The 12118-nt window shown below is 24.0% G+C and carries 11 protein-coding genes and 1 pseudogene; 4 read left to right on the forward strand and 8 right to left on the reverse strand.

Going from position 1 to position 12118, the window contains the following annotated elements; genetic code table 11:
• From G9C01_RS03125 to G9C01_RS02365, 8 genes and pseudogenes are all read right to left on the reverse strand, one after another.
• Positions 1 to 377: pseudogene (locus tag G9C01_RS03125) on the reverse strand (cbb3-type cytochrome c oxidase N-terminal domain-containing protein); the annotation flags it as partial.
• Positions 374 to 568, reverse strand: a complete 195-nt coding sequence (locus G9C01_RS02335) for a cytochrome oxidase (protein ID WP_166265932.1) — start codon at positions 566 to 568, stop codon at positions 374 to 376. The gene G9C01_RS02335 and the pseudogene G9C01_RS03125, both read right to left, overlap by 4 nt.
• Positions 569 to 577: 9 nt before the next feature.
• Positions 578 to 2770, reverse strand: a complete 2193-nt coding sequence (gene ccoN / locus G9C01_RS02340) for a cytochrome-c oxidase, cbb3-type subunit I (RefSeq protein WP_166265935.1) — start codon at positions 2768 to 2770, stop codon at positions 578 to 580.
• Positions 2767 to 2916 (reverse strand): cbb3-type cytochrome oxidase assembly protein CcoS, encoded by a 150-nt coding sequence (ccoS, locus tag G9C01_RS02345; protein ID WP_166265938.1) that lies wholly within the window; start codon positions 2914 to 2916, stop codon positions 2767 to 2769. Before ccoS ends, ccoN begins: the two co-directional genes overlap by 4 nt.
• A 12-nt stretch (positions 2917 to 2928) precedes the next feature.
• On the reverse strand, positions 2929 to 5187 hold the full coding sequence (locus G9C01_RS02350) for a heavy metal translocating P-type ATPase (RefSeq protein WP_166265941.1): 2259 nt from the start codon (positions 5185 to 5187) through the stop codon (positions 2929 to 2931).
• Between the two features lie 3 nt (positions 5188 to 5190).
• Positions 5191 to 5586 (reverse strand): glycine cleavage system protein GcvH, encoded by a 396-nt coding sequence (gene gcvH, locus G9C01_RS02355; RefSeq protein WP_166265944.1) that lies wholly within the window; start codon positions 5584 to 5586, stop codon positions 5191 to 5193.
• A 17-nt stretch (positions 5587 to 5603) separates the two neighbouring features.
• Positions 5604 to 6266, reverse strand: a complete 663-nt coding sequence (locus tag G9C01_RS02360; RefSeq protein WP_166265947.1) for a glycoside hydrolase family 73 protein — start codon at positions 6264 to 6266, stop codon at positions 5604 to 5606.
• A 51-nt stretch (positions 6267 to 6317) separates the two neighbouring features.
• Positions 6318 to 8081, reverse strand: coding sequence for a putative porin (locus G9C01_RS02365; RefSeq protein WP_242673929.1), 1764 nt, complete (start codon positions 8079 to 8081; stop codon positions 6318 to 6320).
• Between the two features lie 243 nt (positions 8082 to 8324).
• On the opposite strand from G9C01_RS02365, the gene G9C01_RS02370 reads away from it, so the two are divergent.
• The 4 genes from G9C01_RS02370 to trpC are packed head-to-tail and all read left to right on the forward strand — an operon-like array spanning position 8325 to position 12108.
• A complete protein-coding gene (locus G9C01_RS02370) occupies positions 8325 to 9734 on the forward strand; it encodes an anthranilate synthase component I family protein (RefSeq protein WP_166265952.1) in 1410 nt (469 codons plus the stop codon).
• A 6-nt stretch (positions 9735 to 9740) separates the two neighbouring features.
• On the forward strand, positions 9741 to 10316 hold the full coding sequence (locus tag G9C01_RS02375; RefSeq protein WP_166265955.1) for an anthranilate synthase component II: 576 nt from the start codon (positions 9741 to 9743) through the stop codon (positions 10314 to 10316).
• 5 nt (positions 10317 to 10321) lie between these two features.
• On the forward strand, positions 10322 to 11323 hold the full coding sequence (gene trpD / locus G9C01_RS02380; protein WP_166266424.1) for an anthranilate phosphoribosyltransferase: 1002 nt from the start codon (positions 10322 to 10324) through the stop codon (positions 11321 to 11323).
• The gene (gene trpC, locus G9C01_RS02385) at positions 11320 to 12108 is read left to right on the forward strand and encodes an indole-3-glycerol phosphate synthase TrpC (protein WP_166265958.1); all 789 of its coding nucleotides are present in this window, start codon (positions 11320 to 11322) and stop codon (positions 12106 to 12108) included. Before trpD ends, trpC begins: the two co-directional genes overlap by 4 nt.
• Positions 12109 to 12118 lie beyond the last annotated feature (10 nt).

Here is a 12118-nt window from a genome sequence, read left to right on the forward strand (position 1 = left end):
CACCACATAGGTAATTTATTATCTAATTCTATAATTCCATCAAACCCATGATCTATTTTTTTAACCCCATTATGACTTATTTTTTTAGAGTCATAAAATATAAATTTGTAAAGTCTATAAAAATAATTCCCTTCATTTTCTTCAATAATCTTTATTCTTTCTTCTTTTGAAAGAAATTGTAATTTTTTTTTAAAAATTAAATTGTTAATGCATTCCAAAATATACAATAACACTGTAGTTATAATAAAAAAAAATATAGTAATAGGATGGACCAAATAAGATATGTGATTATAGCTTATAAAAAACACATAAAACATAAATATGATAACAGATAAAAAAGAGGGAATCATAATAAAAGAAGGAATTTTCGATCTCATAACCTTTTCCTTTTTTTTTCTTCTTCTAACTCAAAAGGAGTCAAACTTATTTCATGATAATACTTTTTAGATTTTGAAAAAACAAAAAATATTACGAAAAAAAATGATAATAAAAATAAAATTAACATAATAGATTGAAAAATACCTATATTTTTTTCTCCTGTAAAATATTGCTTAAAAAAACTTATCATTTTTGAAAATTAAGATTTGATATCTGTACCTAATCGCTGTAAATAAGCAATAAGAGCTATAATTTCTCTTTTCTCCAATGAAATAAATTTATCTTTTTCTACTTTTTTTTGTTGATCTATTTCTTTTTTTAAATTTGGATATTCTTTGTAAATATCATGTACAATTTTACCTGCTTGAAGATCCATATCCTTATTCACATTTTTTATGTATTCTAAAGTATATGGAACTCCCAATTTTATCATAGCTTTCATTTTTTTTTCTGTATTCGATCTATCCAATTTATTATAAATTAACCAAGGATATCTTGGCATAATAGATCCAGGAGAAGTAGAACGAGGATTATACATATGATTAAAATGCCAAGAATTAGGATTTTTTCCTCCTTCTCTAGCTAAATCAGGACCTGTTCGTTTAGATCCCCAAAGAAATGGATGATCATATACAAATTCTCCAGCTTTAGAATACTCTCCATAACGAACAACTTCATCTCTAAATGGACGAACTTGTGCACTGTGACAAGCATTACACCCTTCTCTTACAAATAAATCTCTACCTTCTAATTCTAAGGCTTTATAAGGTTTAACATTATGAATAGTAGGAACATTAGATTTAATTACTAAAGTAGGTATAATTTCTATAAACCCTCCAATTGCTATTGCTATAAAAGAAAGAATAGTCAATTGTACTGGTTTCCTTTCTAACCATCCATGGAATGTTTCCTTTTTATCTTTTCCATAAGTACCATAAAATGAATCGCATTTAAATTCTTCATCATCTAATGAATAACCTTGTTTAATTGTTTTAAAAACATTAAAAATCATCAAAACAAAACCCAAAAAATAAATAATTCCACCTACAAATCTCATTTTATAAAATGGAATGATAGATATAACAGAGTCTAAAAAATTTTTATAAGCTAAAGTTCCATCAGGATTAAATTTTTTCCACATGATAGATTGTAAAATAGAGCTAAAATACATAGGAAAAATATATAAAAGGATTCCTAAAACACCCAACCAAAAATGAATGTTAGCCAATGATATGGAATATAATTTTGTATTCCATATCTTTTGAGTCAACCAATATATAATTCCAAAAGCCATAAAACCATTCCATCCTAAAGTACCTAAATGAACATGAGCGATGACCCAATCTGTAAAATGTCCTATAGAGTTTAAAGTTTTAGTTGCCAACATAGGTCCTTCAAAAGTAGCCATTCCATAACAAGTAATTCCTACTACAAAAAATTTCAAAATAGGATTTTCTCTCACTTGATCCCAAGCTCCTCTTAAAGTAAGTAATCCATTTAACATTCCTCCCCAAGAAGGAGCAATTAGCATAATTGAGAAAATAGTCCCCAACATCTGAGCCCAATTAGGGAGAGATGTATACATTAAATGATGAGGTCCAGCCCAAATATATATAAATATTAATGACCAAAAATGTATAATAGAAAGTTTATAAGAAAAAATAGGTTGATTCGATGCTTTTGGAACAAAATAATACATTAAACCTAGTATAGGCGTAGTTAAAATAAATGCCACAGCATTATGGCCATACCACCATTGCATTAAAGCATCTTGTACTCCAGCATATATAGAATAACTTTTAAAAGATAAAAGTGATATAGGCAATTCCAGATTATTAAATACATGTAACATCCCCACAGCTACCCATGTTCCTAATAAAAACCAAATACTAACATATAAATGTTTAATTTTTCTATTCAAAATACTGCCAATCATATTTATTCCGTAAATAATCCAAATAAAAAAAACCCATATATCTATAGGCCATTCATGTTCAGCATATTCTTTACTTGTATTTATTCCTAATAAAAAAGTTATCCAAGTAGAAATAATAAATATTTGCCATCCCCAAAAATGGATCCAACTCAGAACATCACTAAAAATTCTCGTTTTTAACAAACGTTGCAAAGCATAATAATAACCTGTAAAAATAATATTTCCCACAAAAGCGAAAACAGCTGTACTTGTATGTAACATTCTCCATCTACCAAACCCCATGATTCCTTGAGAATCCTTTAGTTTTTCTCCTAAAATAAATTCAGGAATTTCAGGAAAAAATAATAATAAAGCTATAAATAATCCAGCTAAAAACCCCATAAAAGCCCAAAATATCGTAGCATATAAAAAAGCTTTTACAATCCTGTTATTATAATAATATGTTTTAAATTTCATTTTTTATCAAAATCATCAATTAAAATTCTAATACTAGGAGATTCATAATCATCAAATTGCCCCGAATAAAGACTATATAAAAAAAATATAAGAAAAATAGCTCCTAAAGAAACACTAGATAATATCATAATAATTAATATATCCATACTATACTATGATTAAAATATTAATTTTCGTGAAAGGATCCAAGTAGATATTATAGAAAAAAATATAACGGAAAAAGAACTTAAAGGCATTAAAATAGAAGCTATAAAAGGTTTTAAATTTCCGGTAACAGCAAAAAAAATTCCTACACTATTGTAAAATAAACTAATCATAAAATTAATGAATACTAATTTCACAGATATTTTTGATATATTCAAAAATAAAAAAATATGATTCAAACAATTAGATTGTATAAAAGCGTCACAACTAGGAAAAAAACTAGTTGGATTTTCTGATACCGCAATACCTACTTCACTTTGATTTAACGCTGCACAATCATTAATTCCATCTCCAAACATCATAATTTTTTCTCCTTTTTCTTGTAATTTTTTAACATAATCTAATTTATTTTCTGGACTTTGACTAAAAAAAACCTTACTTGATTTTGGTAAAATTGACTTTAAATACTTTTTTTCTAAATCATTATGATCTCCAGAAAGAATAATAATATTATATTCTTTTAAATCTTTAAACATTTTCTCTACCCCATCACGATATAAATTTCTAAATATAAAATAACCTACAAATTTATTATTTATAGAAATAAAAACTGTTGTTTGATTAATTTGATTTTGATGAATCATTTGATTTTCAATCCCTAAATATTTTTGAGAACCGATTTTAACTGGTATATTTTTTATAATTCCTTCTAAACCTTTTCCTATAACTTCTTTAAAATTTTTTATAATATAAAAATCTTTTACAGATAATTCTGATAGTATTTTTTGACTTAAAGGATGACTTGAATTTTTTAACAAAGAAGCTATAATTTTCTTTTCTTCATTTTTTATATTTCCCACAAAAAATATTTTTTCCTTATTGGGATCTGTTATAGTTCCAGTTTTATCAAAAATTAAAGTTTTGACAGAGGCAATTCTTTCCATTGTAAAAATATCTTTCACATAAAAACCTTTTTTGGAAAAAAAACGGATTATATTTCCAAAAATTAATGGACTAGAAAGAACTAAAGCACATGGACAAGTAATAATTAAAACAGAAAAAACTGTTTGAAAAATTTTTGAAACATCATTACTAAAAGACCAATATATTCCAGTTATAATCGAAATTATCAAAATAATAGGAGTAAAATATTGACTAAATCTAGTAGATATTGAATTCAAATCAAATAATTTGTGACTTTTACGATGATACTGATTCGATTTATTCTTATTCCATAATAAACTTAAATAACTATGATCTATGTTTTTAATAACTTTTATAATAATAGCTTCTCCTTTTTGTTTAGAACCAGCATAAATTCGTTCTCCCATTTTTTTGTGAATTAAATAGGATTCTCCTGTAATGAAACTATTATCTAATACTGCGTTACCCTTTATTAATACAGAATCAGCAGGAATAATTTCTTCATTTCTTATTAAAATAAGATCCCCTTTTTGTAAAGAAGAAAGTAAAATTTTTTCTTCTTTTTCATTATCATATATTTTTGTTATTAAAACTGGATATAAAGATTTATAATTTTTATCAAAAGAAAGAATTTTGTTATGAGTATGTATTTGAAATATTTTACTTATAAGTAGAAATAAAGAAAAACTAGAAAGACTATCAAAATAACCTGAACCTAAGTCAAAAAATACTTCATAACAACTCCATGAAAAAAGAACTAATATTCCAATGGAAATTGGAACATTTATATTCAAGACATGTTTTTTTAATCCTAATACAGCATATTTAATATGATCAGTAAGAGAAAACATTACTACTGGTAAAGATAGTATTAACATAAAATAACGAAAAAAATTACGATTTTCCATAAACCATATGTCTTGTTCAGCACCTACATATTCTGGAATAGCTAACAGCATGATATTACCAAAACAAAAAAAAGAAATGGATAGCTTTCCTATTAATTTTCTATCAAATAAATTTGAGTTATTAGTTTTTATGTTTTTTTCTATTGATTCAAAATTAATAGATGGTCTATATCCCATGCTATCAAGTAATTTAGCTATATCACTCAGTTTAAATTCAATATTATTAAATGTGATACAAATTTGTTTACTAGGAAAATCAACAGTAGCATCAAAAATATTTTTATACATCTTAGACAAACTTTCCAAAATAAAAACACAAGAACTACAGTGAATAGAGGGAATGAAAAAACGAACTATGGTAATATTTTTATGATTAAAATCAATTACTTTATCTGAAATTTTTTCATCATCAAGAAAATCAAAAATTTTCTGTTTTTTCATTATTTATTTTGTTTTCTGTATATATTCTTGGTACTCTTTTGAAGACATTAATTGATCATACTCTTTTACTTCTACAATTTCTATTCGAATTATCCATCCTTCACTATAAAAACTTTGATTAATTAATTCTGGGTTAGATAATAATCTATTATTAATTTCAAGAATATAACCAGAAACAGGCATAAACAAATCTGAAACAGTTTTTACCGCTTCTATTGTTCCAAAGGAATTCTCAGCTTTTACTTTTTTTCCTATGATAGAATTTTCTACATCTAAATAAACAATGTCTCCCAACTCATTTTGAGCAAAATGAGTGATTCCTACATAAGATTGATTTTTATCATTGGGAAGACTAATCCATTCATGATTTTTACTATACCTTAAATTATTAGGGTTCATATTTAATAAATTTGAATTCAAATTTTAATTATAATTGCTTTATATAAATTTTTTATAAAAAAACGTACTTTTCTACTAAATGTTGTAAAAAAAGAATCTTTGTCTTTATTTTTCATATAATTCAAATATTGACTGATTCTTTTTTCTATACTAGAAGTAGTTTTTTGATCAAATTTCCATAAATAATATTTTTCTATTTGATCAATTAATAAATTAGCATAATTTAAGGATGTAGCATAACCTGCTTTTTTGAGTTCCGTAGCCCAAGCTTGATAATCATTTTTTTTAAGAAGAAATAATTTAGAATAACGTGGTTGTTTTAAAAACTTAGAATGGTCATGAAAAGATTCTCGTACAGAATTATATTTTCTAAAACATTCCTGCGGAATATCGTCATCATGGTAATAAACATCTCCTCTCCAATTTTTTCCACATTTAATTCCAAAATGATTGTTTGTTGCTTTGGACAAAGAACTATTTCCACTAGAAGATTCTAAAATACCTTGACCCAATTTAATACTAGCTGGTATTCCAAATTTTTCCATTTCTTCAACAGCAAAAGCAGCATATTTTTTAATATATTCAATTACATTTTCTATTTCTTTTTCTTTATACTTTTTTTGTGAAAAAGAAAACAATGACATAGAAAAGAATAATATAAAATAAAAAAACTTTTTCATTTTTATTAACTTTAATAAAAGTACATTTTTTTATAGATTTTATTTTTATCATCAAGTAAAAAGATTCCACAAAAAACCTGTTTTAATAAAAAATTCATTGTTATTGTTGAATTCTATGTTTTGAATTTTGAAGTAAAATATAGTTCTATATATTTTAAAATTTAAAAAATAATCTACAAAAGGAGTTCCCCCAATTTGATTAGGAATACATTCTTTTTCAAAAGAAAAAGTTTGAAAAGGATAAGAAATTTTTTGATGATAAAATTTACTGAAATAATAAAAAGAAAATCCTGTTTGTATAAATAAAGCTTTATTAAAATAATTATCCCTATAAAATATAGTACTTCTCGATAAAAAATTGGGAATAGAAAAAATTAATGGATCAGAATTGTATTTATTATATAGTAAAATATTATTTAATTGAAATTTCCATATATTATGTGTAGTTTCTACTTGTAATCCATATAACTGTATATACTTACGATATAAAAATTTTTCCATAGATTTTTCATCATAAGAACGATTTAACCTAGATATATAAAAAGAAGCATAATATTTATCTTTGTTTATAGAAAAATTAATTGTTTTTTTTCTATTAAAAACAAATATGTTTTTTTGTTCATTATTATAACAATCTAAATTTTTTTTTAAAATATAAATAGGAATAAAACTATTATAAACTAAATCATTTTCATCAATACTAAATTGAGTAAAAAATAGAAATTTGGGTAAAAATACGTTGAACGTTACATTAGTATTAAAATAATATTTTTGAATATTATTATTTTCTACAATCCATTTTCCGCTTGAATATAATTCGTAAATATCATTAATAGGATAATGTATTTTAGTTTGTATAGATAAACTGTTGACAGTTTTATTTTTAATATAATTATTATTGAATAATTGATAATGTATTTTATCAAAAATTGATCCTACTTCTATATTAATTTTTTTTTGTTTGAAAATTAAAAATAAACCATTTCTCAAATAAAAATGATTAATTTTCTTTTGTAAATATTGAAATAAATAATCTTGATAATATTTTTCATATTCCAAATGAGTTTTTAAAAATAATGATCTATTTTTTTCTTTGAAAGAAAAAATTTTTTGAATAAAACTTATATAAGATCTATTATGAATTAGTTTGTTATAATGAAACAAAATATTTTTATAATTTTTTATATTCCATTTTTTTATTTCTTTTTTTTCTTTTGTTTCAAATTTTTGATAAATATAATGACCCCATAATTTATAATCATAATCGTTATCGTTATGATTTTGATAATTAAAGGTAGTTAATACTAAATCTTTACTTTTTGCTGAATCAGGTTCATTTTCTAAATGGAAATTTCTATATTCTATGGAATAATTCGTTTTTTCATTAAAATTTTGTGAAAAAAAACCACCTAATGTTTTTTCTTTTTTTAAAAAATCATTTACATAAAAAATTTCTGAAATTGGAGTTTTAACATCAAAATATTTAATTTTTTCACGATAAAAAAAAGGATCCTTAAAAAAAAACATTTTTTTAGGCATTTTTTCGTTAAAATTTTCTTGCATTAATTTTTGATATTCATTAGGAATAAACAAATCTTTTCCATTTCTTGGAAAGAATCCAATATTATCATATTTGAAAAAATTATGAGAATAATATTTTTTTATGGAAAAATCTTTTTCTATAAAAGTTTCTTTCACATTTTTTTCTTCCGTCCAAAATTTATAATCCTGATAAGTAGGATCATAGAATTCCACTTTTTCAGTTATTCCAATTTGATTTTCATCAATATGATGTTTTATTATTTTTTCTTTCATATTATACGTGTTATGAGACATAAAAAGAAAAAAAGTAAAAATGAATATTTTCATATAATCGAATTATAAATTGCACTATTCGTAATTAATATCCACAAATAGAAAAAATTTATTTATATTTGCATGATGTAAATGTCATTATTTAAAATAAATGGTATTCTTCAAATAATATTGTTTGTACAATATTTTTTAGGCTTGTCTTTGTGACGGCCTTTTTTTTATCATGTCAAAATACCATAAACCATGTTTAAATTTAATTTCAGAACCATTCAGAAAAAAATTTTGGCTGATAGTACCACACCAATAGAATTATATTTAAAAATAAGAGATATTTTTCCTAATACATTATTATTAGAATCATCCAATCATCAAATATTAAAAAATAATTTTTCTATTCTTTGTATAAATCCTATTTCTGAATTTATTTTAGATCAAAATGTATTACGAATATCATATCCTAACTGTGTACACAAACATATTTTTATAAATGATAAATTAGATATACAAATTTTAATTGAAGACTTTTTTCAAAAATTTGAAAATAAAAATATGAGTATATCTTACTCAGGTTTATATGGATATATATCTTATGATAGTATTCAATATTTTGAGAAGATTCAATTTCATGCTCCAATTAAAGAAATATATAATATTCCAAAAATACGATTAGGTTTCTATAAAAATTTGATTGTATTCCATCATTTTCATCATAAAATATATATCATTGAACATCAGTTTGATGATATTGAAAAAAAAACTTACATCAATCAATTGATAGAATTGATTAAAAAGAAAAATTTTGCTTCTTTTCCATTTAAATCTATAGGAAATCGTTATTCAAATGTAACAGATGTAGAATACAAAAAAATGGTATCCTTAGGAATCAAAGCTTGTCTACGTGGAGATGTTTTTCAAATCGTATTATCTCGTCAATTTCAACAAAAGTTTAAAGGAGATGAATTTAATGTATATCGTGCTTTACGATTTATAAATCCTTCTCCATATCTTTTTTATTTTGATTATGGAAATTACAAATTATTTGGTTCTTCTCCGGAATCACAACTTATCATTCATCATCAAATTGCCTATATTAATCCAATAGCAGGAACAATACGAAGATCAGGAAATAAATATAAAGATAAAAAATTATCCGAAAATCTTGCAAATAATCCAAAAGAAAATGCAGAACATGTTATGTTAGTCGATTTAGCAAGAAACGATCTTAGCAAAAATTCTTCTCATGTAAAAGTAGAAGAATTTAAAGAAATTCAAGTTTTTTCTCATGTATTACATATGGTATCTCAAGTATCAGGAAAGTTGGAAAAAAATATATCAATTGTAAAAATATTTGGAGATACTTTTCCTGCAGGAACTCTTTCTGGAGCTCCTAAATATAAAGCTATGGAATTAATTGATAAAATTGAGAATCAACATAGAGGAGTATATGGAGGAGCAATTGGTTTTTTTGGACTAAAAAACTCTTGTGTAAACATGGCCATAATTATCCGTTCTTTTGTAAGTAAAAATAATATATTATTCTTTCAAGCTGGAGCAGGTATTGTATCTGATTCTCAAGAAAACAAAGAATTGGAAGAAGTGAATAATAAACTTATGGCCTTATTTAAAGCTATAGAATTAGCTAAAAATATATGAAGTATTATGAATAAAATACTGATTTTGGATAATTATGATTCTTTTACTTATAATCTTGTCCATACTGTCAAAAAATTGACCAAAAATCCTATAAAAGTATATAGAAATAATGAAATTAAACTTTCGGATATAGAAAAATATAATAAAATTATTCTCTCTCCAGGTCCTGGAATCCCTGATGAAGCGCATATTTTAAAACCTTTAGTAAAGACTTTCGCTTCTACTAAAAGTATTTTTGGAGTTTGTTTAGGTCAACAAGCAATAGGAGAAGTATTTGGCGCTACTCTTTTGAATACAAAAGAGGTTTATCATGGTATATCCAGTTTAATTAGAATTGTAGATTCACAAGAAATTTTATTTAAAAAATTACCTAGAGAGATTCAAGTGGGACGTTATCATTCTTGGATTATATCTCAACAGAATTTTCCTGAAGAACTTGAAATTACAGCTATTGGAGATAAAGGAGAAATTATGGCTTTACGTCATAAATTTTATGATGTACGTGGAGTACAATTTCATCCAGAATCTATTTTAACTCCATATGGAGAAAAAATAATAGATAATTGGTTGAATATTAGTTAATTATGATTAAAAAAATATTAAAAAATCTTTTTTTAGAAAAAACATTGACAAAACAAGAAGCTAAAAATCTTTTGATAGAATTATCAAAAGGGAAAATTAACAAAACACAAGCTGTAGCTATAACTACTATATATAATATGAGATCTCCTACTTTAGAAGAAATAATAGGTTTTAAGCAAGCTATGATGGAACTATCCATAAAAATTAATCTTACAGAATTTAATGCTGTTGACATTGTTGGAACAGGTGGAGATGGAAAAAATACTTTTAATATTTCTACTTTAGCATGTTTTATAGTAGCAGGAACAGGAGAAAAAGTGATCAAACATGGAAGTTTTAGTTCTTCTTCTCTCACTGGATCTTCAAATATATTAAAAGGATTAGGATATCATTTTACTAACAAAGAAGAAAATTTGAAAAATCAATTAGATAAAGTAGGTATTTGTTACTTACATGCTCCTGTATTTCATCCTATATTGAGTAGTATATCTGAAGTAAGAAAAGAATTAGGAGTTAAAACTATTTTTAATACACTTGGTCCATTGTTAAATCCAGGAAAACCAAAAAATCAGCTGTTAGGAGTAAACAATTTAGAATTAGCAAGAATATATTATTATATGTATCAAAATACCAATAATAATTATGCTATTATTCACAGTTTAGATGGATATGATGAAATTACACTTACTAGTGATATCAAATGTTATACTCCAAAAGGAGAACAATTTTTTTCTGTAGAAAAATTAAAAAAAATAGGAAGTAAAAAGATTAAAGTAAATCCTAATGAATTAAAGGGAGGAAAAAATATAGAAGAGAACATTCGAATATTTATTAGTATTTTATCTGGAGAAGGAACTTTAGCTCAAAATGAAGTCGTTTTAACAAATGCTACATTTGCATTAAGTTTATTAAATCAAGATAGTTTTGAAAATAATTATGATAAAGCAAAACATTCATTAAAAAGTGGTCAAGCAAAAAACATTCTAATCCAATTATTAGACTTATGAATCTTCTTGAAAAGATTGTATCTATAAAAAAAAAAGAGGTATACCAAAATAAAATTACACATCCAATAAAAAAATTGGAAAATAGTATCCTATTTAAAAGAAAAACTTTTTCTCTAGTTAAAAATATAACTAAAAGCCATACTGGAATTATTGCAGAATTTAAGTGTAAATCCCCATCTAAAGGAATTATTAATAATACCGTGTCAGTAGAAAAAGTAGTTAAAGATTATGAATTAGCAGGAGTTAGTGGAATATCTATTCTTACTGATCAATATTTTTTTTCTGGTGAAAAAAAAAATATAAAAAAATCACGCTCTATTGTCTCTCTTCCTATTTTAAGAAAAGATTTTATTATTGATGAATATCAAATTATAGAATCTAAATCTATAGGAGCTGATGTAATTTTATTAATTGCCGGAATTCTTTCTAAAAATCAAATAACTAAGTTTTCTAAACTTGCAAAAAATATTGGGTTAGAAATTATTATTGAAATTCATAATGAATTTGAAATAAATAAAATAACAGATAATTTAGATATTGTAGGAATCAATAATCGAGATTTACAAACTTTTGTAGTAGATTATAATAATTGTTTAAGATTATCTTCAAAAATTTCTAATAATTATATAAAAATAGCAGAAAGTGGGATCAATAATGTGAATCACATATTTCAATTAAAAAAAAAAGGATTTAAAGGTTTTTTAATTGGAGAACATTTTATGAGAAAAAAAAACCCTGGAAAAATTTGTAAAGATTTTATAAAATCCTTATCAAAAAAAAACTAAATGAAATTTA

Source organism: Blattabacterium sp. DPU, assembly GCF_011290385.1.
Lineage (GTDB): Bacteria > Bacteroidota > Bacteroidia > Flavobacteriales > Blattabacteriaceae > Blattabacterium.

Coding starts and splice junctions, on each gene's coding strand:
- G9C01_RS02335 (WP_166265932.1), bottom strand. CDS start 568: ATGATAAGTTTTTTTAAGCAATATTTTACAGGAGAAAAAAATATAGGT.
- ccoN (WP_166265935.1), bottom strand. CDS start 2,770: ATGAAATTTAAAACATATTATTATAATAACAGGATTGTAAAAGCTTTT.
- ccoS (WP_166265938.1), bottom strand. CDS start 2,916: ATGGATATATTAATTATTATGATATTATCTAGTGTTTCTTTAGGAGCT.
- G9C01_RS02350 (WP_166265941.1), bottom strand. CDS start 5,187: ATGAAAAAACAGAAAATTTTTGATTTTCTTGATGATGAAAAAATTTCA.
- gcvH (WP_166265944.1), bottom strand. CDS start 5,586: ATGAACCCTAATAATTTAAGGTATAGTAAAAATCATGAATGGATTAGT.
- G9C01_RS02360 (WP_166265947.1), bottom strand. CDS start 6,266: ATGAAAAAGTTTTTTTATTTTATATTATTCTTTTCTATGTCATTGTTT.
- G9C01_RS02365 (WP_242673929.1), bottom strand. CDS start 8,081: ATGAAAGAAAAAATAATAAAACATCATATTGATGAAAATCAAATTGGA.
- G9C01_RS02370 (WP_166265952.1), top strand. CDS start 8,325: ATGTTTAAATTTAATTTCAGAACCATTCAGAAAAAAATTTTGGCTGAT.
- G9C01_RS02375 (WP_166265955.1), top strand. CDS start 9,741: ATGAATAAAATACTGATTTTGGATAATTATGATTCTTTTACTTATAAT.
- trpC (WP_166265958.1), top strand. CDS start 11,320: ATGAATCTTCTTGAAAAGATTGTATCTATAAAAAAAAAAGAGGTATAC.